We start from the raw sequence: 25,915 nt of genomic DNA, 5'->3' as shown, positions 1-25,915 counted from the left end.
TTGCTGCCAACCGGGGTGGCTAGGCGATCAGTGCGGCCAACGGGGCCGGTTTGTTCACCACCAGCAGATCATCATTCTCGTAAACCACGCTGAAATCCACCACCACTATAAAAATACAGTCGAAACTACAATGAATTAACTTTTTACACAGGTTCAACGGTAGAAATAAGCGGTGGCGACGCAACCTACGCACACCACCGAACCTTTTCAACTTTTGCTGCTAGCATTTTCCGTCCGCTTGATTAAGTGTTAGCCGATTCATCTGATGGCTCGCTGGGTATCTGCGCTCCATGCCAAACGCCCACAATCCACACGGCATTGCCCCTGACCCGGTAAAAGAATCGATAAGGAGCGACAATTACTTCTCGGTAGTGGATTTCCGGAAATTCAGGCAAATTCCTCCCTGATTCTGGATAATCACAAAGCCGGGAGAGCATCTTTTCAGCCTTTTGCTGAAAAGAAACCGCCGCGGACGGGTTGTCGCGGCGGATATAGGCAAGTGCTCGTATGAATTGCTCACGCGCTGGCGGAGAAAAACGGATTTTCATGGTTCTTCCGCCAGCAGCGCTTTGGCTTCGGCCATCACGTCTTCCATATCAAAACCTACGCCAGCCTCAATATCTTTCTCGCCTTGAGCCAGAATCTTCAAAATTTCGAGCTCATGCTGAGTATGCTCATATTCCTTCATGCTGACCATGACTGCGGCAGCCCTGCCTCGTTGGGTAATGAACAAGGGCTCGCGAGATGCTGCTACTCGCTTGATGACGCCACTGGCGTTTTGGCGGAGATCCGAGATAGGAATGATTTTGGGCGTTCTTTGCATTGGCCGTACCTCCTTTTGTACCTCCAAACGTATCACTAGAAGGTTGGTTGCGCAATGCGTTTTCGGCAAACGTTGGGGTTCACCCGCCGACAACGGCGTTTAAATGGCCTCTGTCCGTATTTCGGTCGGGTGCAACCCCTGGGGTTATACTTTGACGGTGAACGGCCCTTACAGCGGGTTTTAATGCCCTTGCTGGGGTTGCTGCCTACGGCTCCGCCTTCGGGTTCGATGCCTTTCGCGCCGGGCGGCAGGTACTGACGTCGACAAGCGAAGCGCAGCCCGGCCCCGCCGGGTGAAGGCAACGGGCCTCTTTTTGTTTTGATCGACCTGGCCGCCTGAATCCAGTCAGCCGCGTACCTGCCGCCCGGCGGATATCGCAGACGGTACAGCTTGTCGCTGTTCTCTCCTGCCGGTAACCAGACAAGGCTGCCTACCCACAACCCCCCAGGGTGTGGTGCGAGCTACCTTCCCAATGCCTCTGCCGTGGATGCACTGTCGGCCCCTGTCTTTGCCTCTGTGCTTCTCGCAGACTGTACAGCTCTACAACCCCTCACTCTCTACCCCCGGCAGCGGCGGCCGCCCCTCAAGGGCGAGAGCAAGCACGCCGGTGGGTCCGGGTCGCCTCTGGAGGGACCGCTAACGGGACCGGGGGCGGCTTTGCCGCCCTTCCTTGTCATCCTTTGTATAACTCAATCGACCTTGTATCTCTTGCCGATTACCCGCCCTCCGATGAGTGGTATAACGTTTAGCGTAACCGGCCGGCTTTGTAGCTCCAGCGGAAAAGCCGGTCCGTGTTGACGCTTTTGTTAGGCCATCGCGGCTCAAAGATTCCGAAACCATTGTTTGTCCACCGTGACCTTCTCAATCATTTCAGTCTTTATTCCAAGACCAAACTCCTTGAGCTTTTCTGCAAGGTGTTCACCATCCACCAAGTCGATCGGCGGCGCCCCATCGCGAGTGGCTTCCTTGATCGCTGCAGGAGTAAAGGTGCCGGTTGTTATGAATAGGCCTTTGTCAGCCCGCCCCACCATTGCACCTCGAAAATCGCGAATAGCCCCAGCCGAAACTGAACCTTGATACTTTTTGCATTGGAAAATGACATGGAAGCTCATGAATCCATGAATTCTGGCAATCCCCTTACCGTCTATGCCACCATCGCCGGTCCGTCCTGTAACCTCAACCTGAACGAATCCCGATTCTCGCAGTAGCCGCTGAGTTAGCCGCTCAAAGGCGTCTGGAGCAATTTCCTTGGTGAGCAGGTGATAAAGGTCTTCCTGCCAGGAATCACTATCAACTCCTGTATCGTCTGCCAGCTCAATTGCATCTTCCCGGCTAGTCTTTCTTAGCTTCTTCCGAGACGCTTCTTTATCGGCCTCTCGAACCTTCTTCACGACATCTTTCGGATCGACCTTCCGCTTTTCACGAGCAAGTGGCGTGAGCGCCCAGACCCCTCGAGTCGAATTCTCGAGAAAGCCGTACTTTTTCAAATACGTTCGAGCCCAGGCCATCCGGTAACCGATCTCGGTTAGGTTGCTTTTCTCCGGGTTATGCGGAATCGATGCCAGCTCATCATCGATACTTTGCATCTCGATGACTTTTTCGTAAATTTCATCAATAGAGCCTGAACCCCCAAGATCGAACAACGCTTCAAGAAGCGGGTTCATGAGGGAGTCAAATGTTGGCATCGATTCTGACATCTATCTTCCTTTCATTGGCCTAACAAGTAATTAAACAGACCCGTTTATCATCCAGGTCGTGGCGTGATCGGATCGACTGTTTCCCGCGCGCCATGTCGCGATTCGTGAGTGCGCACTGGCGCTAACCGAGCCTTTTTGCAAGGCTAATTGCAAAAAATTTTATTGACAAGATATTTTTGAATGCGGTATTGCTTTTTCGTATATCACTCCAAAACAGCATAATAAACAGTTTTCGTAGAGTTCCCCATGCTCACCATTCCAACCGCCTTACAGGGCCGTTTCAAAAAACTGCTAGCGGCCGGAAATGTTCCGGAAAAACATCGGGAGCACTACCTGAGATGGCTCCGTTATTACCTCGATTTCTGCCACAAGTATTTAAACTCCCCCGAAGCCGGGGAAAACCTTCCGCTTTTTCTCCAAAAGCTGCAAGAGAAGAATCTGGAGCCCTGGCAACGGGAGCAGGCCGCGCAGGCCGTCGCCCTCTACTACGAGCTTCTGCCGGTTTCCCCGCCCACTCCCGCACCGCCGCCGGTGCCGTCGCCAAAACCGGTCACCGCTCCCGCCCCGGTAGCCAAGGCTCAGCCCCAGTCTCAGCTTCAACCCAAGCCAGCGCCCCAACCCAAGCCAGCGCCCCAACCCAAGCCCCGTTCAGGGTCGGCATCGCGTCCCTGGACGGCGGAATTCACCGCCCTGGAAAACTCCATCAAGGTTCGCCACTACTCCCCCAGTACCTTGAAAATCTACCGGCACTGGCTGGGTAAGTTTCGCGTCTATGTCCGGGGCAAGCCCCCGGAGTCGCTGGCCGTTGACGATGTGAAGGAGTTTCTCACCTGGCTGGCGGTCCAGCGGCGGGTGGCGGCCTCCACCCAGAACCAGGCCTTCAATGCCCTGCTCTTTTTCTTCCGCCATGTCCTCCAGCGGGAATTCGGCAAGGTGGACGGGGTGGTGCGGGCCAAAAGGCGGCCCTATATTCCGGTGGTGCTGAGCCGGGAAGAGATCGACCGCGTCCTGGCCCGGCTGGAACCGCCGTACCGGTTGGTGGTGAAGCTGCTTTACGGTTGCGGCCTGCGCCTCTTCGAGTGCCTTAACCTGCGGGTACACGCCCTAAATTTCGATGCCGGGATTATCACCATCCATGACGGCAAGGGGCAGAAGGATCGAGCGGTGCCGCTGCCCGAGGCGCTGCGCGAGGAGTTGCTGGCCCGGCTGGAAAGCTTGAAGATTCAACATCAGCGCGACCTGGACCGCAATTACGGCGGGGTGTTTCTGCCCACCGCCCTGGACCGGAAATACCGCTCGGCCGCTAAAGAGTTCGCCTGGCAGTGGATATTCCCGGCCAAGGATTTGACCAGGGTGCCGGATAGCGGCGAATACCGGCGCTACCATCTTCACGCCACCCAGCTTCAGAAGGCGCTTCGGCAGGCGGTGGTCGCGGCCCAACTGAGCAAACGAGCCACCGCCCACACCTTCCGCCACAGCTATGCCAGCCACCTGCTCCAGGCCAACGTCGATATCCGGACCATCCAGGAGTTGCTGGGCCACAGCGACATCAAGACCACCATGATCTACACCCACACCATCAAAAGCACCACCAGCACCGAAAAGAAAAGCCCGCTGGATATGTGAACGGCCAACCGGCTGCGGCCAGCTTCTGGAGCAGGCCGGCTTTGAAGCGCCGCCCCTGACGCGGTCTGGCGGCGCGGAAGAGGGCGTTCTCCTCGGCGATGTAACGGCGACGAAAAAGGGCCGGGCAAAAAAAATCAGATGGGTTATATTAACCGGCTTACCATGATTTGAACCCTCTCCCGGCAACGGGAAAACGGCCCCGGAAAAAAGAGCGAGGAACTTAAGCGATGCTTGCCCGGATCGAGGTCGGCCTGAAAAGCCGGCTCAATGACCCCTTCGGCGAGGCGACCCGCAAGCGGATCGCCGCCGATCTCAAACTGGCGGTGGAACAGGTGCGGACCCTCAAGGTCTTCACCGTCGAGGCGGAAATCAGCCCGGAACAGTTGCAGGCGGTGGCCGCCGGCCCCTACTGCGACCCGGTGACCCAGGATTTCGCCGTGGCTGCTTCCCTGGCCCTGGGCCAGGAAGTTACCTTCGACTGGTGCATCGAGGTCGGCTTCCGGCCCGGCGTCACCGACAACGAAGGCCGCACCGCCGCCGCCGCCCTGGAGTTGCTCCTGGGCCGCAAGCTGGCCAAGGGCGAGGCGGTTTACACCTCCACCCAGTACCTGCTCAGCGGCAAATTGAGCCGGGAGGAGGCGGAAACCATCGCCGCCCGCCTGCTGGCCAACGAACTGATCGAGCGCTTTACCGTCCTCTCCCGGGAGGAGTTCACCGCCCAGGGCGGGGTGGCGGCCCACGCCCCCAAAGTGGTGGGTGGCGAACAGGTCAAGGTGCTGGAGATCGACCTCAACGTCGATGACCAGGAGCTGCTGCGGATCAGCCGAGAGGGGGTGCTGGCCCTGACCCTGGAAGAGATGAAACTGATTCGCGACCACCTGGCCGATCCGACGGTGCTGGCCGCCCGCCGAAGCCTGGGCCTGGGCGAGAAGATCACCGATGTCGAGCTGGAGGTTCTGGCCCAGAGCTGGTCGGAACACTGCAAGCACAAGATCTTCAACGGCGATATCCATTATGAGGATACGGTAAGCGGCGAGACCACCGTTTTCCACAGCCTCTTCGACACCTTTATCCGCAATCCCACCGCCGAGATCCGCCGGCGGCTGGGCGACAACGATTGGTGCCTCTCGGTGTTCAAGGACAACGCCGGGGTGATCCGCTTCAACCAGGAGTGGAACGTGGCCTTCAAGGCCGAAACCCACAACAGCCCCTCGGCCCTGGACCCTTACGGCGGCGCCCTCACCGGCATTGTCGGAGTCAACCGCGATCCCTTCGGCACCGGGATCGGGGCCAAGCTGATCTGCAACACCAACGTTTTCTGTTTCGCCTCGCCCTTTTACGACGAGCCCCTGCCCGCCCGGCTGCTCCATCCCAAGCGGATTTTCGAAGGGGTGCGGCTGGGGGTGGAACACGGTGGCAACAAGAGCGGCATTCCCACGGTCAACGGCTCCCTGGTCTTCGATAAACGTTTCGCCGGCAAGCCCCTGGTCTTCTGCGGCACGGTGGGGATCATGCCCGCCCTGGTCAACGGCAAGCCCTCCCAGGACAAGAAGGCCAACCCCGGCGACCTGATCGTGATGACCGGCGGCCGGATCGGCAAGGACGGCATCCACGGGGCCACCTTCTCCTCGGAAGAGCTGCATGAGGGCTCCCCGGCCACCGCCGTCCAGATCGGCGACCCCATCACCCAGAAGAAGATGTTCGACTGCCTGCTCAAGGCCCGCGATCTCGGGCTTTACACCGCCATCACCGACAACGGGGCCGGCGGCCTCTCCTCGTCGGTGGGCGAGATGGCCCAGGACTCCGGCGGCTTCAAGATCCACCTGGAGCGGGCCCCCCTCAAATACGCCGGCCTCCAGCCCTGGGAGATCATGATCTCCGAGGCCCAGGAGCGGATGACCTTGGCGGTCTCCCCGGCCAAGATCGACCAGTTCCTGGCCCTCTGCGCCAAGATGGATGTGGAGGCCACGGTGCTGGGCGAGTTCACCGCCGAGAAAAACTTCCACGTCCTCTATCAGGATAAAACCGTGGCCTGCCTGGGGATGGACTTCATCCACAAAGGGCTGCCCCCCATGCAGATGGTCGCCCGTTGGACCCCGCCGGTTCATCCCGAGCCGGAGTGGCCGGCCGACCCCGAACTGGGGGCCGAACTGCGCGCCCTGCTGGGCCGGCTCAACATCTGCAGCAAGGAGTACGTGGTCCGCCAGTACGACCACGAGGTCCAGGCCGGCAGCGTGGTCAAGCCGCTGACCGGGGCCGAGAACGACGGTCCTTCCGACGCGGCGGTGATCCGGCCCCTGCTGGACTCCATGGAGGGGTTGGTGATCGCCCACGGCATCTGCCCCCGCTACTCCGATATCGACACCTACCATATGACCGCCTGCGCCATGGATGAAGCGATCCGCAACGCGGTGGCGGTGGGAGCCTCCCTGGAGCGGATGGCCGGGCTGGACAACTTCTGCTGGTGCGACCCGATTCTGTCGGAGAAAACCCCGGACGGCCCCTACAAGCTGGCCCAACTGGTGCGGGCCAACCAGGCCCTGGCCGCCCACGCCCTGGCCTTCGGGGTGCCCTGCATCTCCGGCAAGGATTCGATGAAGAACGACTACATGGTGGGCAACGTAAAAATCTCCATCCCCCCCACCCTGCTCTTCTCGGTGGTGGCCAAGATCGACGATGTCCGCCAGGCGGTGACCATGGACGCCAAAAAATCGGGGGACTTCGTTTACCTGCTGGGCCGGACCTATCCCGAGCTGGGCGCCTCCGAATACGCCGCCCGCCACGGGGGGGTCGGCAACCAGGTGCCCAAGGTCGATGCCGCCAGCGCCCTGGCGCGCTACCAGGCTCTGCACCAGGCGATCAAGGCCGGGCTGGTGGCCTCGGCCCACGATCTCTCCGACGGCGGTCTGGGGGTGGCGGCGGCGGAAACCGCCTTTGCCGGCAATCTGGGGCTGGACCTGGACCTGGGCCTGGCCGACTGCGAAGGGATCGAGCGGGACGACTTCCTGCTCTTCTCGGAGAGCGCCAGCCGCCTGCTGGTCACCGTGGCCCCCGCCGACGCCGACGCCTTTGAACAGCAAATGGCCGGCACCAGTTGCAGCCGGATCGGCGTGGTGACCACCGAGCCGGTTTTACGGATCTCGGGCCTGAAGGGGACCACCATCATGGTGGAGCGGCTGGAAGATCTGAAGCAAAGCTGGCAGCAAACCCTGGCCTTCTGAATGGAGAACACGTTGGATAAAGGGACCATGGTCGCCGAGATCACGGAGGGCGGCAGAGTGGAAGGGCTCTTCCTGGTCAAGGAGATGAACCGGGGGGAGACCAAGGCCGGCAAGCCCTTTCTCCGCCTCAAGGTGATGGACAGGAGCGGCGAGATCAGCGGGCCGGTCTGGGACGATGCCGAGGCCCTGGCCCCCCTCTGCCGGCCCGGCAGCTACCTCCGGATCAGCGGCCAGGGGGATAGCTACCAGGGCAGCCCCCAACTGCGGATCAACCGGATCACTCCGGTGGATGGGGCCGCCATCGACCCCGCCGACTTCATCCCCGGCGGCGATATCGATCTCCGGCAACTGGCGGTGGAGCTGGACGGCCTGATCGCTCAAGTCGGCGACCTCCACCTCAAGCGACTGCTCAGCGCCATCTTCATTGAAGATCGAGAGCTGCGCCGCCGTTTCACCATTGCCCCGGCGGCCAAAACCATGCACCATGCCTATCTGGGCGGCCTGCTGGAGCATTCCGTGGCCCTGGGCCGGCTGGCGCTGGCGGTGAGCGGGCTCTACCCCGCCGTCGACCGCGATCTGCTGCTGGCCGGCGCCCTGCTCCACGACCTGGGCAAAACCGAGGAGTTGACCTACGAAAGCTATCCCTTCGGGTACAGCAACCGGGGCCGGCTGGTGGGCCACCTGGTGATGGGCGCTGAAACCGTGGGGGTTCGAGCCGGGCAGCTCCCCGATTTTCCCGCCGCCCGCCTGGAGCAGTTGCAACACCTGATCTTAAGCCACCACGGCCGCCACGAATTCGGCGCCCCCACCCTGCCCATGATGCAGGAGGCCTTTATCCTCCACTTCCTCGACGACCTCGACGCCAAGCTCAACTATTTCGCCCGTTTGGGGCGGCAGACCCCGGAACCGGGCTATCAGTGGACCGAGTACCAGCGTAATCTGGAGCGGTTCCTCTATCTCCAGGGTCACCCCCCCGAAGCGCCGGCAGACCCCGCCGCCACCCCGCCCAAGGAGCCGAAAGAGACTGCCGGCCCCGGCGACAACCACCAGCCCACCTCCCCCGAGCCCCCCATCCGCCAAAAGGGCCTGTGGGGCTGATCGGCCGCCATGCTCATCCGTTTTTCCCAGATCATCGAACAAAACAAGGCCAAAGAGATGCTGCGACGGGCGGTGGTCGGCGGCAAGCTGGCCCACGCCTACCTCTTCCGAGGCACCACCGGCGTGGGCAAACAAAGCCTGGCCCATGCCCTGGCCGCCGCCCTCAACTGCCATAAGCTGCCGGCCACGGGCCAACAGCCGGACCGCTCCGCTGACCTGGAGGCCTGCGGCACCTGCCCCTCCTGTCGTAAATTCGCGGCCGGCTCCCACCCCGATCTGCTGGTGGTGGCTCCAGATGGTCAGGCAATCAAAATTCAGCAGGTGCGGGAGCTGAAAAAGGCCCTGGCCTTCCCCCCATTGGAGGCCCGGCTGCGGGTGGTGCTGCTCACCGAGGTCCACAATCTGCGGCGGGAAGCGGCCAACAGCCTGCTCAAAACCCTGGAGGAGCCGCCGGCGGGAACCATTTTCATCCTCACCGGCGACGAGGCCGGCGGTATCCTGCCCACCATCCTCTCCCGCTGCCAGATCATCCCCTTTTTCCCCCTCAGCGTGGGGGGGGTGGCAGCCATCCTGGCCCGCGAGAGCGCCATCGATCCCGGGGCCGCCGCCACCCTGGCGGCGGTGGCCGAAGGCAGTCTGAGCCGGGCTCGCCTCTGGCAGGAAAAAGAGCTGCTGCCCCTGCGGGCGGAGGTGCTGACCATGCTGCTGGACCACCGGCTCGAACAGCCGGAAGCGGTGGAGGCGGTACTGGCGGCGGCGGAGCGCTGCGCCCTGCTCAAGGAGGATCTGGAAGATTTCCTCGATCTGCTGGCCACCTGCTTTCACGACCTGGCCCTGCTGGCCTCAAGCCCGGCCAATCCACCCCCCGGCCAGGCCCGGCCCCAGATCAACCGGGACCTGACTCCCCTGCTGGAGCGGGCCCGCAGCCGCTGGAACTTCCAGCAACTCGGAGAACGGCTGGAGCACCTGCGGCGGGCCAAGCGCCGGCTTGCCCGCAACTGCAACCGTGGCCTGGTCTGCGAAGTCCTTTTCTTTGACCTCCTTTAGTGGTATTTTGAACGATCATGGAAAACTGCAATATCAACGAAACCCCAAATAGCCCACCCCCGGAAACGGTGTTGCCGCGTTGCTGCGCCATTCGCTTTCGCCCCGCCGATCAGCCCTGCTCGGCAACCACCCGGCTCGAGCCCCTGCACCGGGACGAACTGGTGATGGTCCAGACCGACCATGGCCTGGAGCCGGCCCTGGTGCTGCATGATTATCGCCCCTGCGGCCCCAGGGCCGCCGAGGAGCCTCCCGCCAGTGAAGCCGGGGGGGAGCTCGAGGGCGACGAAACGGCGAGCGCCGAGGAGCGGAACGGTTCCGACTCCGAGGAGAACGGCAACGCCGGCGGCTGCAAAGGCCGCCCCGCCACCGTGCCCGCCGTCATCCGCCGGGCAAGCCGAGAGGAGCACGACCGGTTCGCCAGCCTGCAGGCCCGGGAAAAAGAGGCCTTCACCACCGGCCAGCACCTGATCGCCAAACATCGCCTGCCCATGAAACTGATCCGGGTGGAGCGCTACTTCAATGGCAGCAAGGTTATTTTTTACTTCACCGCTGAAAATCGGGTGGATTTCCGGGAGCTGGTCAAGGATCTGGTTCAGGAGTTCCGCACCCGAGTGGAGATCCGGCAGGTGGGGGTGCGCCACGAGACCAAGATGATCGGCGGCATCGGCTGTTGCGGCCGGGAGCTCTGCTGCAGCGCCTATATTCGCAACTTCTCCCCGGTGTCGATCAAGATGGCCAAGGAGCAGGGCCTGCCCCTGAACCCCAGCAAGATCTCCGGGGTCTGCAACCGCCTGCTCTGCTGTCTGACCTACGAGTTTGAAACCTACCAGAAACTGCGCCGGAAAATGCCCAAGCTCGGCAAGAACGTCACCCTGGACGGCGCGACTTTCAAGGTCCTGCGCGTCCATGTCCTGGAGGAGAATGTCGAGGTCTGCGCCCTGGACGATCCCGGCCGGGTGATCGTCTGGCAGGCCAGCGAGTGGAGCCGGTGCGAACCCCTGAAGGGAGGAGGCCGACCGCCCCAGAACCAGGAGCAACAGCCGGAAAAACCACCGGAAAAACGTCAAGGAAACCGCAGGGAAAAACGGAAAGCATGACTTTGTATATCAGCACCCCGATCTTTTACGTCAACGCCCAACCCCACCTGGGCCACGCCTATACGGCGGTGGTGGCCGACACCATCTGCCGCTTTGCCCGCCTGGACGGTGATCAGGTTTTTTTCCAGACCGGCACCGACGAGCATGGCGATAAAATCGTCCAGGCGGCCCAGGCCGCCGGGGTGGAGGTCGGCGACTATGTCGCCCAAATCAGCGCCATGTTCCGGGAAACCTGGCCGTTGCTGGAGGTGGCCCCCGACAACTTTATCCGCACCACCGATCCCGCCCACATGGCCACCGTCCAGGCCATTCTGCAGCGGGTTTACGACAACGGCGATATCTATTTCAGCGATTATTCCGGGCTGTACTGCAAGGGCTGCGAACGGTTCCTCACCGAAAAGGAGCTGACGGAAGGGGGCCTTTGCCCCGACCATCTCACCCCCCCGGAAGCGGTGACCGAGCAGAACTACTTTTTCAAGATGAGTCGCTACCAGCAGTGGCTCATCGACCACATCCAGGCCAACCCCGATTTCATCCAGCCGGAACGCTACCGGAACGAAGTCCTCTCCTTCCTGAGCGAACCCCTGGAGGATCTCTGCATCTCCCGGCCGGTCAGCCGCCTGAGCTGGGGGATTCCCCTACCCTTCGACCAACGTTTTGTCACCTACGTCTGGTTTGACGCCCTGATCAACTATATTAGCGGCATCGGCTATCCCGACGGGCCCGATTTCGGCCGCTGGTGGGCCGGGGCCGAACACCTGATCGCCAAGGATATCCTCAAGCCCCACGCCATCTTCTGGCCCACCATGCTCAAGGCCATGGGCCTGCCGCCCTATCGCCGCCTCCATGTCCACGGCTATTGGAACATCAACGAAACCAAGATGTCCAAAAGCATCGGCAACGTGGTCAGGCCCGGCGAAATGGTGGCCGAATTCGGGGCGGATACCGTGCGCTACTTCCTGCTGCGGGAGATGTCCTTCGGCCTGGACTCCTCCTATTCGCCGGAGGCGGTCCTGGCCCGCCGCAACTCGGATCTGGCCAACGATCTGGGCAATCTTTTCAGCCGCAGCCTGACCATGGTGAAAAATTTCGCCGCCGCCCAGGTGCCGACCCCCGGCCCCCTCAGCGCCGAGGATCAGGAGCTGGCCGACGCCTGCCTTAAAATGCTGGCCGACTACCGGGACAAGATGCGGGAGATGGCCTTCCGCCAGGCCCTGGAACGGGTCTGGGAGGTGATCGGCCGGGCCAATCGCTATATCGTGACCAACGCGCCCTGGGAGCTGGCCAAGGACCCCGCCCAGGCCGAGCGGTTGCGCACCGTCCTCCACACCCTGCTGGAGACCCTGCGCTGCCTCACCTGCGCCCTGCAGCCGATCATGCCGGGAGCGGCCGCTAAAATGGCCGCCGCCCTGCCGCTGGATCCGGCCGCCGGGCTGGCGGCCCATCAGGCTTGGGGGGTGCTGCCGCCGGGCGCCCCGGTCAACCTGGGCGAAAATTTGTTCCCCCGGATCAAAAAGGGCCAATGACGGGGGATGCCGGAACCGACAGCCGGGAAGGATTTTTGAGCCGGGTCGGCCGGGAGGCGGAGCTTTGGGCCCTGCGGGCCCTGCCGCTGCCCGGCGGCCTGGTGCTGCTGGAAAAGGAGCTTTCTTCCCGGGAGCGGCAGCGTTTTCTCCTCCTGCTCGGCGGCAGGATCGGCCCGCCCGGCCTGGCCCCGCTGCTGGGGGAGCCCACCCCCCTCCCCCGGCCGGAGGCGACAGACCGACCCGAGGAACCGGCTCCGGCCTCGATCGAACCCTGCCAGGTTACCCTGGAGGAGCGCCAGCACCTGTTCAACTGTTTTCAAATGGAGTCATAAACGAGGAGATTGGTTAATGTTTGTTCTCAGCAACTTTCTTAATGCCCTGGCCAGTGTGATCAACGTTGTGCTGAGCGTTTACATCTGGGTGATCCTGGGCCGGGTCATCATCTCCTGGGTCAACGCCGACCAGTACAATCCCATCGTCCGTTTTCTCCACGAGATCACCGAACCGCCCCTGCGCTTCATCCGCGGCTACCTGCCGGTCTTCGGCAGCTTTGATTTCTCACCCATTTTATTGATTCTGGCCATCATCTTCCTGCAAAGTTTCCTGGTGCCGACCCTGCAGCAGTTGGCCCGGGCAATTGGCTAACCGTCCAACGGCGCAACGGGAACCATAACCACCACGGTTACAATTAGGGCAAAGGAGGCTACGCCATGCTGACAGTCCAGGATATCCAAGCCAAACAGTTTCATGTCCGTTTTCGGGGGTTCGATCCGGGAGAGGTGGACGAGTTTCTGGAGCAGGTGGCCGCGGCCCTCCAGGCCGCCAACTACGAAAACTCGAGGCTGAAAGAGCAGGCGGCGGCGGCGGAGCGGAAAGTAACAACCTATAAACAGCAGGAAAAATCCTCATTAAGCGCCATTCTTTCCGCCCAGAAGATTGCCGACGAGATGAAGGAGAAAGCCGGCAACGAATCCCGGGAGCTGCTGGCCAAGGCCCGGCAGGAGGCCCAGGAGCTGACCGGCAAAGCCCAACAGGAAGCCCGGGAGTTGACCGAAAAAGCCCGGCAGGAAGCCCGGGAACTGGAGGAGAGCGCCGGCCAGGAGGTTGCCAAGCTGGAACGGGAACTGGATCGACTGCGGGCCATGAAGGACCAGGTCCGGGAGGAGGTCCGCCAGTTGCTGGAGAGCTATCTGGCTAAAATTCAGCAGGACGATGTCGCCCCCGTCATGGCCGGCGCCACCGGGGTTGCCGCCGTTGGCGCGGCCGGGGCCGGGGCGACCAGCGCCTTCATCAAGCCGGTGGAACCAGTGGAAACCGTTGAGCCGGCGGAAACGGCGGCCGACTCCGACTCCGACGAAATCGAGGATCTCTATCAAAGCATCGAACTGTCTGACGACCTGCTCACCATGGCCGAGGAGAAAGCCGAGGAGAAAGCCGAATCCTCACCCCCGCCCGCCCCACCGGCGGAACCCGCACCCGAGCTGGAAGATCTGACCATGCCCGATCTGGACGGCGACATGATCTTCACCCTGGAGGATCCCCTGGATCAGGAGGAACCGGAGGAGGACAAGTCGAACAACCTGCTGAGCATCGAGAGCGTGGACCTGCTACTCCCCGAACAGGATGAGAAAGGAGGAGAGGAGGAGCGCCTGGTGATCGACGACGAGGAGTTGCAGCTGCTCGACCAGGACGATCTGCTGGGCGAGGAGCCGGATCTGAATATCTCCCTGGATGACGACGAGGAGCCCTCCAAAAGCTGAAAAACGCCCGGGTACCCCCCATGGACTGGCTGCAATCCCTGGACGACGATACCGCCGTGCTGTTGCGGGTCAGGGCCCAGCCCGGCGCCACCCGCACCCGGATCAGGGGCGAGTATGGCGACGCCCTGAAAATCGCGGTGGCGGCCCCGCCGGTTGACGGCAAGGCCAATACCGCCCTGATCGCCTTCCTGGCCCGGGTTCTCGGGTTGCCGCGCGCGGCGGTCACCCTGGTGGGCGGCGCCGGCTCCCGCGACAAACGTTTCCATCTGCAAAACATCAGCCGGGCCGAAGCGCGGGGCAAGCTGCTGCCGCCCCGTCCTTAAGGGGCTGACGAGAAGAGCGAGGATTTGTGGCGGCATGAAGATAACCCCCATGCTCCAGCAGTACCTGGAGATCAAAAACCAGCATCCGGACACCATTCTCTTTTACCGGATGGGGGACTTCTACGAGATGTTCTTCGCTGACGCCGTGGAAGCCGCCGGGATTCTGGGCATCACCCTTACTTCCCGCAGCAGCAAGGATGAGGCCGACAAGATTCCCATGTGCGGGGTGCCCTTCCATTCCGCCACCGGTTATCTGGCCAAACTGATCAAGGCGGGGCGGCGGGTGGCCATCTGCGAACAGATGGAGGAGCCCGGCCAGAGCAAGGGGCTGGTCCGCCGGGAGGTGGTCCGGGTGGTGAGCCCGGGCCTGGTGATCGAAGACCAGCTGCTGGACGACAAGGAGAACCGCTTTCTGGCGGCCATCTGCCTCCGGGGACCGCGGCTGGGGGTAAGTCTGCTGGATCTCTCCACCGGCGAATTTCTGGTCGGCGAACACGACAAGCGGGAGGAGCTGCTGGATGACCTGGGCCGGCTGACCCCCTCGGAGATCCTGCTGCCGGCCGGCGACCCAGCGGATTCCACCGCCGGCCGGCAGCAGGGCCCCCTGGCCGAATTGACCGCCAGCTTGGCTGCCCTGCTGCCCCAGTGCTGCTTCACCCCCCGCCCGGAAACCGGTTTTCAGCCCGGCCCGGCCCGGGAGCTGCTGCTGGAGCATTTCGGCACCGCCAACCTGGCCGGTTTCGGCTGCGAGCACCTGGAAACCGGGATCGGGGCGGCCGGAGCCCTGTTCGCCTACCTGCGGGAAACCCAGAAGTGCGAACTCTCCCACCTGGAGCGGCTGGCCCCCATGGACCGGGAACAGGTGCTGCTGCTGGACGAAGCCTCCCGCCGCAACCTGGAGCTGACCCGGACCATCAGCGGGGCCCAGCGGGAGGGCTCCCTGCTGGCGACCCTGGACTACACCCGCACCCCCATGGGGGCCAGGCAGTTGCGGAAAAGCCTGCTGATGCCGCTCAAGGATGTCGCCGCCATCCGCCGCCGCCTGGACGCGGTGGAAGAGCTGCTTCGGGACCAGGAGCTGGGCCGGCGACTGGACCAGGCCCTGGGAGCGGTCTACGACCTGGAACGCCTCAACAGCCGGGCGGTGCTGGGCAGCGCCAACGCCCGCGATCTCACCGCCCTCAAGCTCTCCCTGGCCCAGTTGCCCGCGATCAAGCAACTGCTGGCGGGCCGCCCCGGTTTGCTGGGTGAATTGGGCGGAGAGATCGACCTGCTGGATGATCTCCATGGCTTGCTGGCCGCCGCCATCCGTGACGATGCCCCGGTGGGGCTGCGGGAAGGCAACCTGATCCGCCAGGGCTACCACGCCGAACTGGACGAACTGCTCACCATCCTCCGCGACGGCAAGGGGCTGATCGCCGGCCTGGAAGCCCGGGAACGGGAGCGGACCGGCATCCCCACCCTCAAGGTGGGGTTCAACAAGGTCTTCGGCTACTACCTGGAGGTCAGCCGGGCCAAGGCGGGCGAGGTCCCGGCCGACTATATCCGCAAGCAGACCCTGGTCAACGCCGAACGCTACATCACCCCGGAGTTGAAGGAGTTTGAAAACAAGGTGAGCGGGGCCGAGGAGCGGCGGCTGGAGTTGGAGTATCGCCTGTTTGGTGAAATCCGGGCCCGGGTGGCCGCCGCCGGCTCCCGGATTCTGCACAGCGCCGGGGCCCTGGCGATGCTGGACCTGCTGGCCGCCCTGGCCATCGGGGCCGCCCGGCACAACTACACCCGGCCCCAGGTGGATGATGGCGAGGAGATCATCATCAGCGAAGGGCGCCACCCGGTGATCGAGCGCCACCTGCCCCCGGGTCGCTTCGTCCCCAACGATATCCATCTCGACCAGAATGAGCGGGAGCTGATGATCATCACCGGCCCCAACATGGCTGGTAAATCCACGGTCTTGCGGCAGACGGCCCTGATCGTCCTGATGGCCCAGATGGGCAGCTTCGTGCCGGCGGCCCAGGCCCGCGTCGGCGTGGTGGACCGGATCTTCACCCGGGTCGGGGCCATGGATGACCTGCGCCGGGGCCAATCCACCTTCATGGTGGAGATGAACGAAACCGCCAACATCCTCAACAACGCCACCGCCAAAAGCCTGGTGATCCTGGACGAGATCGGCCGGGGAACCTCCACCTTCGACGGTCTGGCCATCGCCTGGGCCGTGGCCGAGGCCCTGACCGACAAGGAGGAGAAGGGGGTAAAGACCCTGTTCGCCACCCACTACCACGAGTTGACCGAACTGGCGACCGCCCGCCCCCGGGTACACAATTTCCACATCGCGGTCCGGGAGTGGAACGACACCATCATCTTTCTCCACAAGCTGATGCCCGGCGGGGTCAACCGCAGTTACGGCATCCAGGTGGCGGCCCTGGCCGGAGTGCCGCCGGCGGTGGTTGCCAGGGCCAAGGAACTGTTGCATAATATCGAGCAGGGCGAATTCAACCGCCAGGGCCAGCCCCGCATCGCCACGGGCGGGGCCGGAAGGGCCGACAAGGCCCTGGCCGATCACCCCAGCCAGTTACCCCTGTTCGGCGCCGGTGCAGACCCCTTGCGCCGTCGCCTGCAGGAGATCCAGCCCGACAACCTGGCCCCGCTGGAGGCCCTCAAGCTTTTATATGAGTTGAAACAGCTGTGAAGAAACTGTGGTTGCCCATCTTGCTGCTCCTTGCCCTGATCGGCGGCTCCCTGCCGCTCACCGCCACCGGCAGCACCCCCGACCCCATCCAGCAGTTTCAGCAGATCCGGGATTACTACCAGCGCCTGCTCAACGGCCCCGAGGGACGAACCCGGGGCAACTGGCTGCGGGCCGGGCAGGCCCTGCAACGCCTGCAGCGGGAAAACCCCACCCACCAAGTGGCCCCCCAAAGCCTCTACCTGCTGGGTACCCTCTATCACCAGCTCTACCGGCGCGACCAGAACCAGCTGGACCTGGCCGAGTCGATCACCTATTTCCAGGATCTACAGGCCAAATACCCTCGCCACTACCTGGCCGACGACGCCCTCTTCTATCTGGCCAATATCTTCCTCCATGACCGCAAGGAGCCGGAGCGGGCCGGCCGCGCCCTGCGCCGGATCGTGGCCCTCTATCCCGACGGGGAGATGGCTGCCAGCGCCCGGCGCCAGTTGCGGGAACTGGAATCCTCACCGGCGGCGGCGACGACGGCGGCGGGGGGCGAAGTGCTGCCGGTTCGCCACTGGTCCAGCGACAGCTACACCCGGGTGGTGATCGAGACCACCGAGCCGCTGAGCTTCCGCAGCCACATGCTGGCCAACGGTGATGATTCCCGGCGCCTCTACATCGACCTGAGCGGCGCCCGCCTCAGCCCCCGGATCACCCGGGGGGAGACCCCCATCGAGGATGGCCTGCTCCGGCGCATTCGCCTGGCTCAACATGACCCCGACACCGTCCGGGTGGTGCTGGATACCCAGACCCGAATCGATGATTACAAGATTTTCAGCCTGGACAATCCCTCCCGGGTGGTGATCGACCTGCTGGGTCAACCGGCCCCCCCGACCTTGCGGGTTATTCAGCCCCTCAGCCCCCCCAAGGCCGCGCCCACCCGGGTGGCCACCCCCGGCGCTCCGCCCCCGCCCCTCTCCCTGGCCCAGCAGCTGGGCCTGGGGGTGCGCCGGGTGGTGATCGATCCCGGCCACGGGGGTCGCGACCCCGGGGCGATCAGCCCCTCGGGGATCATGGAGAAGGATGTAACCTTAAGGGTTGCCAAGCTGCTGGCCACCGCCCTCAAGCAACGACTGGGCAGCGAAGTGATCCTGACCCGTGACCGGGACATCTTCCTGCCCCTGGAGGAGAGAACCGCCATCGCCAACAGCCGGGACGCCGATCTCTTCATCTCCATCCACGTCAACTCAGCCCCCAACCGGGGAGCCCGGGGGGTGGAAACCTACATCCTGGACATGGTGGCCAGCGACGACGAGGCGATGCGGGTGGCGGCCCGGGAAAACGCCTCCTCGGCCCGCAGCTTCAGCGATCTGCAGAACATCGTCCACCAGCTGATCAACAACGCCAAGTTGCAGGAATCGGTCCACCTGGCCAACATGGTCCACGAAACGGTGGTGGAGAGCCTGCGCCAAACCTACGGCGGCCGGATCAACGACCGGGGAATCCGCCGGGCGCCCTTTGTGGTACTGATCGGGGCCCGAATGCCGGCCTTGCTGGTGGAGGTGGGGTTCATCAGCAATCCGGAGGAGGAGCACCTGCTGACCGATGAGCAATACCTGAACCAACTGGCGGCAAGCATCGCCGAAGGGGTCAGGCAGTACGCCACCAACCTCAAAACCGCCGCCCGCTGAACGCTTTGGGGGGAAAGCGGTTGGCGTTCTCTGCTTGACACCATTTTTTTTTCCAGGTAAATCGTACAAGTTGTTACTGCGTTAAACTGATTAATTACCTTGAACAGAGCAAGCGTGAAGGAGGGAAAGCGCCAAAATACTGCCCGGTTGATAACTGATATCACCTTGACCCGGGCCCCATAAATTCCGGCCTGCGACTCCATTTATTTGTAACCCTCCAACTCCCTCAGCGTAGGAGAAAACCAATATGCGGGATTTTATACTCACCGCGGGAATTCTGGAAAGAACCCGCCTGGCCCTTGAAAACTCGCTGATCAGCGCCGGGGTCCGCACCGCCCTGCTCATTGACGGCGCCGGCAACATTCTCTCCAACTGCGGCCAGGATTCCGCCGAAATCGACGCCATCTCCCTGGCCGCCCTGGCGGCCGCCAACCTGGGGGCCACCTCCCAGATCGCCAAACTTATCGGCGAAGAAGATTTCTCCCTGCTGTTCCACAAAGGTAAAACCGACAACATCCATTTCAGCCGGATCGGGGATGAACTGATCCTGATCACCATCTTCCGGGAGGACGTTTCCCTGGGGCTGGTCCGCTGCCGGGTGAACGATATTTCCGCGACCATCCTCAAGATTTTCGAGGGATATTGATGGCCCTGATTGATCTCAGCAAAAGGGAAGTACATTGCAAAATCGTCTATTGCGGCCCGGGCCGTTGCGGCAAAACCACCAACCTGCTCAACGTTTACGAGTCCATGGCCGAAAAGGACCGGGGCAAGATGCTCACCATCGACACCAAAGGTGACCGCACCCTGTTCTTCGATCTGCTCCCCCTTAATCTGGGCACCATCCGGGGCTTCAACATCCGCATCCAGCTCTACACCGTGCCCGGCCAGGTGATGTACGCCGCCACCCGCAAGCTGGTTCTCAAGGGGGTGGACGGCCTGGTTTTCGTGGCCGACCCTTTGCGGGTCCGCCGGGAGAGCAATATCGAAAGCCTGCAGGATCTCCGCCAGCACTTGCTGGAGTACGGGCTCAAAATTGAAGAGATGCCCCTGGTCATTCAGTACAACAAAAGGGACCTGGCCGAGGGCCCCACTCCCACCCTGACCATTGAGGAGCTGGAGAGTGACCTGAACAGTACCCTCAAGGTCCAAACCTTTCTGGCCTCGGCGGTGGAAGGCAAGGGGGTTTTTGAAACCCTGCGGGAGATCAGCAAGCAGACGGTCCGTCACGTGGCAAACAAACACCTGCTGACCAACCTGTAAGCAGCTTAAGCCCAAGGTCGGCAAATTCCTCAGGAGCAGAGCATGAGCCCAAGCAAGGCAGAGCAGGAATTCCACAGCGAACTCGACGACGCCATCGACAACCTCTTCGGCCCCTACAGCGGTGATAACGAAAAAACCGATAAAACCGCAGGTAACGGCCAGGACCCGGGGTCGGCGGCCCGGCGGGCCACCGATCCCAAGCCCGCCGCGGCTCCTCCCCCCCCTGCCCCCGCCCCCGAAACGACTGCCGACAAAGCGTCGGCAATCCCCGAGGAGATTTACAACCTGGAGGAGGCCCTCCTCTCCCTGGACTGGGAGATCTCCCAGACCAACATCGACCTGACCCGCCTGGCCTTGCGAAATATCCAGGCGATTCTTGACTCGGAGCGGGCCGAGGACCTGGCCGAGCTCTTCAGCACCATGGAGGAGATCCTGGACTCCATGGCGGTGGCCTCGCAGATTGTGCCCACTTCGGCCCCCAAAGCCATGCAGGAGGGGATGGAGGCGATCAAAGCGACCATGATTGCCGAAGACCCCGGCGCCGGGGCCCAAAACATGGTGGTCCTGGCCCTGGCCAGGCTGCGCGCCGTGGCCCCCCACATCCTGAAGGATGATGACCGGGTGGCGACCCCCGAGGAGCGGGAGGAACAGGAGGAAAGAGAGGAAAGAGAGGAAAGAGAGGAGCAGGTTGCAAAATCGCCGCAGACGGTTCCGACGGCGGCAGCCCAGCCGGCCGCCGCTCCCCCCACCCGAAACGGCGCGCTTTCACCCAGGTTGACCGAAGCCATCGCCGCCCACCTCACCATTCTGGAGAAATGTATTGCCAAACGGATCTTGCCCATGGAGCGGCTGTTTGGCAAAAACCAGGGCTACGAGAAACTGCACGCCATCCACGCCGATCTCCGCAAACGCCTGGAACGACAGCGGGAGATCCTGGCCCAGGCCCTGGACGAGGCCCGGCGCCAGGGCGGCCCGGGATCATCTCCCGCGGAGAATCCGGCCCCGGGGGCCAACCGGTCGCCGGGGGCGTCTCCCTGGAAGGTACTGGCCACCACCACCTGGAACGGCCAGACGGTCGCCTTTCTCCCCGACCAGATCGCCTTCCAGGGGGTGCCGCCCAAAGGGGCCACCGGCCCCTTCTTCCCGCTCAAAAATCTGAAAGAAGGTCTTTTCGGCCGGATCAAATCCAAAGTTACCGGCGACCTGGCCCACAACTCCGAGTCGATCCTCAATAACATGGCGGTACCCATGGCCACGGATGGCGCGGAGGGACGGGCGGCCAAGAAAGCTCCCATCGTCCTGCTCTTTAAGGAAAACAGCGGCACCGCCTTTCGGGTGGGAGCCCCCATCGACCTCCTGCAGGTCACTCCCCAGTGGCGCTGGATTCCCGAAAACGATCCCGACTCCATGGTCGCCGGCAGACTCAGCAAAGGCGATCAAACCGTCCGGGTGATAACCGTCAGAACCGCTTCCCTCTAAATGAGCATGCCAACCACCACAGCCGCTCCCAGCCAGCTGGAAGCGAAAATGGCCGAGGCGGATCTCTACTCCAGCCAGGGCCTGATAGAGGAAGCCCTGCAGATCTACCAGGCTTTGCTGGCCGAGGTGGGCAAAGATCAGCCCATTCTCCGGGATCAGCTGGCGGAACGGATGGTTGCCATCCAGACCAGCAGTTCCCACAAGGGGGCCGCCCCCCGCCCCGCCGCGCCCGCCGAGGCCGAGCTGTCCGAAGCCGACCGCTTCGAGAACGCCATGGGCCTGATGATGGCCGGCTTTTACACCGAGGCCAACGACCAGCTCCACCGGCTGCTGGGGGGCAGCTTCCGGCAGGCCGTGGTCCACGGCAAAATCGGCGAGTGCTGCCTGCAACTGGACCGGCCGTTTGAGGCCATTGAGCATTTCGAAAAGGCCTGCCAGCAAAAAGGGGCTGTCCGTCAAAATGAGCTGCTTCAACTCCTGGACGCCCTGGCGATAACTTACGAGCGCACCGGCTCGGTCTCCCCCGCCATCAACACCCTAAAACAGATCGTCGCCCTTGACCCCGCCTTCCGTAATGCCCACAAGCGGCTGACCGCCCTCTCCCAGACCGCGGGGAAATACGGGCGCTTTATCGGCCTGGTCCGCAGCCGACTGATCACCCCGGCCCAGTTCGAGGAGGCCAAGGCGAAAGCCAAGCTGCACAACAACACCCTGGACAACATCCTGCTCAGCGAATTCAGGGTCGCCAAGCAGCAGCTGGGAACTTCCTTGAGCGAATACTACCAGTGTCCCTTCGTCGAATTTGTCGACAACGAGGAGGTGGAGCGCCCGGTCTGCATCCAGGGGATCAAGGAGAACTACTTCCGTACCAACCTTTTTGTCCCCATCGTCGGCGGCGACGGCAAAATCATGGTCCTGGTCGACAACCCCAACGACCTGGGCAAGCATGACAACATCCGTTCGGTACTGCACGGCACCGAGTTCAGGCTGGCGGTGGCCCTCAAGGAGGATATCAACCGGTTCATCGACTATTTTTACGGCAAACATTCCGCCGATGCCGGAACGGCTCAGCAGGATGTGTTCGCCACCATCGAACTGCTGGAAGAGCATGACGAGGGGACGGCGGAAGATGATGAGGAGATCGGCAGCGCCGCCGACGGGGTGATTGTCCAGATGGCCAACAAGATCATCGAGGACGCCGTGACCCGCCGGGCTTCGGATATCCATATCGAGTCCCTGCCCGGCAAGAAGGGCACCGCCATCCGTTTCCGGGTCGATGGGGCCTGCACCCCCTACAAAAACATTCCCCACACCTACAAGCGCTCCCTGATCTCGCGGCTGAAAATCATCTCCAAACTGGATATCTCGGAAAAACGGCTGCCCCAGGATGGCAAAATAAACCTGAAAACCCGCCATGGCAAGATTGAGCTGCGGGTCGCCACCCTGCCCACCCATGGGGGCAATGAAGACATGGTCCTGCGAATTCTCAGCGGCGGCGGCGCCCTGCCCCTGGACCGGATGAACCTCTCCGAACGCAACCACCGGGAACTTTGCCGGCTGCTGGAGATGCCCTACGGCCTGATCCTGGTGGTGGGCCCCACCGGCTCCGGCAAAACCACCACCCTGCACAGCGCCCTCAATTTTGTCAACCGCCCGGAAAAAAAGATCTGGACCATCGAGGATCCGGTGGAAATTGTCCAGGAGGGGATGCGCCAGGTGCAGGTGGAAAAAAAGATCGGCCTGAATTTTGCCCGGGCCCTGCGGGCCTTTCTCCGGGCCGACCCCGACATCATCATGGTCGGCGAAACCCGCGATCCGGAAACGGCCGAAATTGTGGTGGAAAGCGCCCTCACCGGCCATCTGGTGTTCTCTACCCTGCATACCAACAGCGCCCCGGAAACGGTCACCCGCCTGCTGGGGATGAAGGTCGACCCTTTCAATTTTTCCGATTCTCTGCTGGGGATCCTGGCCCAGCGCCTGGTGCGCCGCCTCTGCCCCCACTGCCGGGAGCCCCATCTCCCGACCCAGGAGGAACGCGAACTGCTGACGACGGAGTATGGTCTCCACCCCCTTTACCCTTTGACCGAGCAGGATTTTGCCCAGGCCACCCTCTTCCGCCCCAAGGGCTGCGGGAAGTGCCGGGAAAGCGGCTATGTCGGGCGAATCGCCATCCATGAGTTGATGACGGTTACCGATGAGCTCAAAAACATGATTGTCAGAAACAGTCCCATCAGCGAGATCCGGGACGAGGCCATGCGGGGGGGAATGCAGACCCTGAAGCAGGATGGGATCAGAAAGGTGTTCCAGGGTTTGACCGACCTGCACCAGATCAGGGCGGCCTGTATCAAGTAGAGCAATCCCCGGTTGTTCCTGCTGCGGCAACCGCGGCTTCCGGGATTTTTCACCACATAACGAGGGGTGTTATGAAGAAAGTTTTGATCGTGGACGACGATCGGGGATTTTTACTCAGTTTGCAGGAGATGTGTAAAAATCACGCCGATAAATTTGAGCTGCTCACGGCCGAAAACGGCAAGGAGGCCTTGGCCCTGCTGGCCAAAACCCCGGTCAACCTGATGGTTACCGACCTGAAAATGCCGGAGATGGACGGTTTTGAACTGATCGGCCGGGTCAGCAAGCTGGGAGCGATCATCCCGGTGATCGCCATGACCGCCTACGGCACCCCCGAGATGGAAGACCGGCTGATGACCATGGGCGCCTTCCAGTATATTGAAAAGCCCATCGACTTTGATCTGCTGCTGAAAAAAATCGTGGACGGCCTGGCGGCGGGGGCCAAGGGGCGGGTAACCGGGGTCTCCCTCTCCTCCTTCCTCCAGCTGCTGGAGCTGGATCGCAAAACCTGTACTCTGACGGTGAAGGCCGGGACCCGCACCGGCATCCTCTTTTTCGAGAACGGCGAACTGATCAACGCCTTCACCGAGCCGCTGGAGGGGCTTGAGGCCGCCTTCGAGATCATCAGCTGGGAACAGGCCGAGATCGAAATCTATAACTTCTGCCAGAACCGTAAACGAACCATCTCGGAACCCCTGGGGTTTATTCTCATCGAAGGGGCCCGCTTCAGTGACGAGCGGGCCCAGAAAAGGGCGGCGGAAGCGGCTCCGGCCCCTGAACCCGCCGCGGCGGCGGCGGATGATCTCGACCTGGGGGGCACCAAACTCCCGCCGCCCAATCCGGCCATGTCCGAACCCGCCAGTCAATCCGCCATCGGCGGCGAGATGGAAGCACTGCTCAACACCATTCCCGGCATCAACCGCCTGGTGCTGGTTACCAACGGCGGCTCCACCATTATGCGCAAAAACGTCAACAACCGGGAGTTTAAACCCTTTGTCAATTACGTGGTGGTAACAGCGGACAAGATCAGAAACGCCCTCAACGGCCCGACCATGCCGAAGCACATCATTCTCGCCCAGGCCGAAGGCAACAAGCTGCTGATCATTCCCGGTCCCGAAATCACGGTGGGCATTGAGCTCGCCCCGGAAGCGTCGCCGATCAAAATCGCGGCCACCCTCGGTCCGGTGGTAGCCCGCGCCAAAGTGGGCCAACCCGGTCTGCTCTAGAAACCAGGAGTGGGAATATGGAAGCGTTACTACAGGAAATAACCATGCTGCCCGGGGTCAGGGGAGCCTTTTTCTCCATGGCCGAGCCCAGCCTCCTCTTCTCCGAGATGCCCGCCGACTATTCGCCCGAGGCCATGAAGCAGCTGGAGGCCTCCCTGGAGCGAATCTTCCGGATGAACGAGCCCTGCAAGCTCAGCGTCAACTCGGTGGAGATGCTTTTCGACGACACCCTGCTCCTGGCCAAGCAGGCCGGGCCGGGCTCCACGCTGGTGATCATGGCCGAACCGGACACCAATTTCGCCCTGCTTAACATGACCAGCGCCATGCTGATCGGCGAGCTGCGCAACTCCGCCGAAAAAATCCGACAGAATCCGGCCGCAGCCCAGCAGGTCAAAGCTCAGATGAGAAAATTGGATTACGAGGAGGCCAAAGAAGAGGAGCCCCTCAAAAGCGCCCTGCCGATTCTTCAGGAATCACTGGCTCGGGCCATCGGACCCATCGCCGATATGGTGATCAGGGAAACCGTTGAAAAGTGGCTGGCCACCGGGGAGCTTGCTAAGTCCCGGTTTCCCGAGCTGGTGGAAGCTCTCTGTCGGGAGATCGATGATCCCCCCATGGAGCAGGAGTTCAGGACCAATGTCGCCAAGGTGCTGTAAAGGAGAAAGGCGGGCCATTACTGCCACCTGGTAACACTGACGCAGCCCGGTTATTTGCGACCTGTCGACTTTTTTAGCTTGACCGATGGCTAAAGACGGGTACTATTTGCATTTATTTTACTGGTCCTAGGGCCGTCATGTTCAAAGCTTTGACCAAGGACGAACTTCCCGGTCGAGAGCGTACCCCCCCGGGGCCTGCCCCCAGTCACCATTCCAGCAAGGAGTAAACCATGGGCATTCGGATGAGATCGGTTTTAGTCATGGGCATTCTCGGATTTCTGGCCATCGCGGTCATCGGCTTTGCCAGCTATCACCTGAGCATTAAAAATGCCATGAACGAAGCAAAAATCAAAAGTGAAATT

General features: G+C 62.2%; 22 protein-coding genes. 18 read left to right on the top strand and 4 right to left on the bottom strand.

Annotated features, from left to right (window positions below; genetic code table 11):
* Positions 1-19: 19 nt before the first annotated feature.
* The 4 genes from ACHHRT_RS02895 to ACHHRT_RS02880 all read right to left on the bottom strand — a co-directional run bounded on the left by ACHHRT_RS02895 (position 20) and on the right by ACHHRT_RS02880 (position 2,520).
* The gene (locus ACHHRT_RS02895; protein ID WP_395497516.1) at positions 20-157 is read right to left on the bottom strand and encodes a hypothetical protein; all 138 of its coding nucleotides are present in this window, start codon (positions 155-157) and stop codon (positions 20-22) included.
* 85 nt (positions 158-242) lie between these two features.
* Positions 243-548, bottom strand: a complete 306-nt coding sequence (locus ACHHRT_RS02890) for a type II toxin-antitoxin system RelE/ParE family toxin (RefSeq protein WP_395497514.1) — start codon at positions 546-548, stop codon at positions 243-245.
* Positions 545-823, bottom strand: a complete 279-nt coding sequence (locus ACHHRT_RS02885; protein WP_395497512.1) for a type II toxin-antitoxin system Phd/YefM family antitoxin — start codon at positions 821-823, stop codon at positions 545-547. The genes ACHHRT_RS02890 and ACHHRT_RS02885 overlap by 4 nt, the downstream gene beginning before the upstream one ends.
* Positions 824-1,644: 821 nt before the next feature.
* Positions 1,645-2,520 carry a restriction endonuclease gene (locus ACHHRT_RS02880; protein ID WP_395497510.1) on the bottom strand — a complete coding sequence of 292 codons (876 nt, stop codon included), beginning with the start codon at positions 2,518-2,520 and terminating at the stop codon, positions 1,645-1,647.
* Between the two features lie 246 nt (positions 2,521-2,766).
* Here ACHHRT_RS02880 and ACHHRT_RS02875 point away from each other — a divergent pair, with 246 nt between their 5' ends.
* The 18 genes from ACHHRT_RS02875 to ACHHRT_RS02790 all read left to right on the top strand — a co-directional run bounded on the left by ACHHRT_RS02875 (position 2,767) and on the right by ACHHRT_RS02790 (position 25,553).
* The gene (locus ACHHRT_RS02875; RefSeq protein ID WP_395497508.1) at positions 2,767-4,146 is read left to right on the top strand and encodes an integron integrase; all 1,380 of its coding nucleotides are present in this window, start codon (positions 2,767-2,769) and stop codon (positions 4,144-4,146) included.
* A 227-nt stretch (positions 4,147-4,373) separates the two neighbouring features.
* On the top strand, positions 4,374-7,367 hold the full coding sequence (locus tag ACHHRT_RS02870) for an AIR synthase-related protein (RefSeq protein WP_395497506.1): 2,994 nt from the start codon (positions 4,374-4,376) through the stop codon (positions 7,365-7,367).
* A 12-nt stretch (positions 7,368-7,379) separates the two neighbouring features.
* Positions 7,380-8,465: a 3'-5' exoribonuclease YhaM family protein gene (locus tag ACHHRT_RS02865; RefSeq protein ID WP_395497504.1), complete on the top strand. Its 1,086-nt coding sequence runs from the start codon at positions 7,380-7,382 to the stop codon at positions 8,463-8,465.
* Positions 8,466-8,474: 9 nt separating this feature from the next.
* Positions 8,475-9,512 (top strand): DNA polymerase III subunit delta', encoded by a 1,038-nt coding sequence (gene holB / locus ACHHRT_RS02860; protein ID WP_395497502.1) that lies wholly within the window; start codon positions 8,475-8,477, stop codon positions 9,510-9,512.
* 17 nt (positions 9,513-9,529) lie between these two features.
* Complete coding sequence (locus tag ACHHRT_RS02855; protein WP_395497501.1) at positions 9,530-10,609, top strand: PSP1 domain-containing protein; 1,080 nt, start codon at positions 9,530-9,532, stop codon at positions 10,607-10,609.
* A complete protein-coding gene (gene metG / locus ACHHRT_RS02850) occupies positions 10,606-12,135 on the top strand; it encodes a methionine--tRNA ligase (protein ID WP_395497499.1) in 1,530 nt (509 codons plus the stop codon). The genes ACHHRT_RS02855 and metG overlap by 4 nt, the downstream gene beginning before the upstream one ends.
* Positions 12,132-12,467 (top strand): hypothetical protein, encoded by a 336-nt coding sequence (locus ACHHRT_RS02845; protein WP_395497497.1) that lies wholly within the window; start codon positions 12,132-12,134, stop codon positions 12,465-12,467. The genes metG and ACHHRT_RS02845 overlap by 4 nt, the downstream gene beginning before the upstream one ends.
* Before the next feature lie 16 nt (positions 12,468-12,483).
* Positions 12,484-12,780: a YggT family protein gene (locus tag ACHHRT_RS02840; protein WP_395497495.1), complete on the top strand. Its 297-nt coding sequence runs from the start codon at positions 12,484-12,486 to the stop codon at positions 12,778-12,780.
* 65 nt (positions 12,781-12,845) lie between these two features.
* Entirely contained in the window at positions 12,846-13,895 is a 1,050-nt protein-coding gene (locus tag ACHHRT_RS02835; protein ID WP_395497493.1) for a DivIVA domain-containing protein, read from the top strand.
* Positions 13,896-13,915: 20 nt separating this feature from the next.
* Positions 13,916-14,218 carry a DUF167 domain-containing protein gene (locus ACHHRT_RS02830; RefSeq protein ID WP_395497492.1) on the top strand — a complete coding sequence of 101 codons (303 nt, stop codon included), beginning with the start codon at positions 13,916-13,918 and terminating at the stop codon, positions 14,216-14,218.
* A gap of 34 nt (positions 14,219-14,252) precedes the next feature.
* On the top strand, positions 14,253-16,904 hold the full coding sequence (gene mutS, locus ACHHRT_RS02825; protein ID WP_395497490.1) for a DNA mismatch repair protein MutS: 2,652 nt from the start codon (positions 14,253-14,255) through the stop codon (positions 16,902-16,904).
* Positions 16,901-18,580 carry an N-acetylmuramoyl-L-alanine amidase gene (locus ACHHRT_RS02820; RefSeq protein WP_395497488.1) on the top strand — a complete coding sequence of 560 codons (1,680 nt, stop codon included), beginning with the start codon at positions 16,901-16,903 and terminating at the stop codon, positions 18,578-18,580. The genes mutS and ACHHRT_RS02820 overlap by 4 nt, the downstream gene beginning before the upstream one ends.
* A 247-nt stretch (positions 18,581-18,827) precedes the next feature.
* A complete protein-coding gene (locus tag ACHHRT_RS02815; RefSeq protein WP_395497486.1) occupies positions 18,828-19,226 on the top strand; it encodes a roadblock/LC7 domain-containing protein in 399 nt (132 codons plus the stop codon).
* A complete protein-coding gene (locus ACHHRT_RS02810) occupies positions 19,226-19,843 on the top strand; it encodes a GTP-binding protein (protein ID WP_395497484.1) in 618 nt (205 codons plus the stop codon). The genes ACHHRT_RS02815 and ACHHRT_RS02810 overlap by 1 nt, the downstream gene beginning before the upstream one ends.
* A 42-nt stretch (positions 19,844-19,885) precedes the next feature.
* Entirely contained in the window at positions 19,886-21,322 is a 1,437-nt protein-coding gene (locus ACHHRT_RS02805) for a hypothetical protein (RefSeq protein WP_395497482.1), read from the top strand.
* Positions 21,323-21,328: 6 nt separating this feature from the next.
* Complete coding sequence (locus ACHHRT_RS02800; RefSeq protein ID WP_395497480.1) at positions 21,329-23,674, top strand: ATPase, T2SS/T4P/T4SS family; 2,346 nt, start codon at positions 21,329-21,331, stop codon at positions 23,672-23,674.
* Between the two features lie 71 nt (positions 23,675-23,745).
* Positions 23,746-24,897, top strand: coding sequence for a response regulator (locus tag ACHHRT_RS02795; RefSeq protein ID WP_395497478.1), 1,152 nt, complete (start codon positions 23,746-23,748; stop codon positions 24,895-24,897).
* Between the two features lie 17 nt (positions 24,898-24,914).
* Positions 24,915-25,553, top strand: coding sequence for a hypothetical protein (locus ACHHRT_RS02790; protein ID WP_395497476.1), 639 nt, complete (start codon positions 24,915-24,917; stop codon positions 25,551-25,553).
* The last annotated feature ends 362 nt before the right edge of the window (positions 25,554-25,915 follow it).

The organism is Desulfurivibrio modestus (genome assembly GCF_044068625.1).
Classification (GTDB): domain Bacteria; phylum Desulfobacterota; class Desulfobulbia; order Desulfobulbales; family Desulfurivibrionaceae; genus Desulfurivibrio.
The sequence above is the reverse complement of the archived record's forward strand: the minus strand, read 5'-3'. Positions and strand labels throughout refer to the sequence as shown.

Excerpts from the sequence above, each read along its gene's own strand:
- ACHHRT_RS02870 (WP_395497506.1), top strand. The coding sequence starts at position 4,374 with ATGCTTGCCCGGATCGAGGTCGGCCTGAAAAGCCGGCTCAATGACCCC.
- ACHHRT_RS02810 (WP_395497484.1), top strand. The coding sequence starts at position 19,226 with ATGGCCCTGATTGATCTCAGCAAAAGGGAAGTACATTGCAAAATCGTC.
- ACHHRT_RS02795 (WP_395497478.1), top strand. The coding sequence starts at position 23,746 with ATGAAGAAAGTTTTGATCGTGGACGACGATCGGGGATTTTTACTCAGT.
- ACHHRT_RS02790 (WP_395497476.1), top strand. The coding sequence starts at position 24,915 with ATGGAAGCGTTACTACAGGAAATAACCATGCTGCCCGGGGTCAGGGGA.
- ACHHRT_RS02835 (WP_395497493.1), top strand. The coding sequence starts at position 12,846 with ATGCTGACAGTCCAGGATATCCAAGCCAAACAGTTTCATGTCCGTTTT.
- ACHHRT_RS02830 (WP_395497492.1), top strand. The coding sequence starts at position 13,916 with ATGGACTGGCTGCAATCCCTGGACGACGATACCGCCGTGCTGTTGCGG.
- mutS (WP_395497490.1), top strand. The coding sequence starts at position 14,253 with ATGAAGATAACCCCCATGCTCCAGCAGTACCTGGAGATCAAAAACCAG.
- ACHHRT_RS02800 (WP_395497480.1), top strand. The coding sequence starts at position 21,329 with ATGCCAACCACCACAGCCGCTCCCAGCCAGCTGGAAGCGAAAATGGCC.
- ACHHRT_RS02815 (WP_395497486.1), top strand. The coding sequence starts at position 18,828 with ATGCGGGATTTTATACTCACCGCGGGAATTCTGGAAAGAACCCGCCTG.
- ACHHRT_RS02890 (WP_395497514.1), bottom strand. The coding sequence starts at position 548 with ATGAAAATCCGTTTTTCTCCGCCAGCGCGTGAGCAATTCATACGAGCA.
- holB (WP_395497502.1), top strand. The coding sequence starts at position 8,475 with ATGCTCATCCGTTTTTCCCAGATCATCGAACAAAACAAGGCCAAAGAG.
- ACHHRT_RS02840 (WP_395497495.1), top strand. The coding sequence starts at position 12,484 with ATGTTTGTTCTCAGCAACTTTCTTAATGCCCTGGCCAGTGTGATCAAC.
- ACHHRT_RS02885 (WP_395497512.1), bottom strand. The coding sequence starts at position 823 with ATGCAAAGAACGCCCAAAATCATTCCTATCTCGGATCTCCGCCAAAAC.
- ACHHRT_RS02875 (WP_395497508.1), top strand. The coding sequence starts at position 2,767 with ATGCTCACCATTCCAACCGCCTTACAGGGCCGTTTCAAAAAACTGCTA.
- ACHHRT_RS02805 (WP_395497482.1), top strand. The coding sequence starts at position 19,886 with ATGAGCCCAAGCAAGGCAGAGCAGGAATTCCACAGCGAACTCGACGAC.
- ACHHRT_RS02855 (WP_395497501.1), top strand. The coding sequence starts at position 9,530 with ATGGAAAACTGCAATATCAACGAAACCCCAAATAGCCCACCCCCGGAA.
- metG (WP_395497499.1), top strand. The coding sequence starts at position 10,606 with ATGACTTTGTATATCAGCACCCCGATCTTTTACGTCAACGCCCAACCC.
- ACHHRT_RS02880 (WP_395497510.1), bottom strand. The coding sequence starts at position 2,520 with ATGTCAGAATCGATGCCAACATTTGACTCCCTCATGAACCCGCTTCTT.
- ACHHRT_RS02845 (WP_395497497.1), top strand. The coding sequence starts at position 12,132 with ATGACGGGGGATGCCGGAACCGACAGCCGGGAAGGATTTTTGAGCCGG.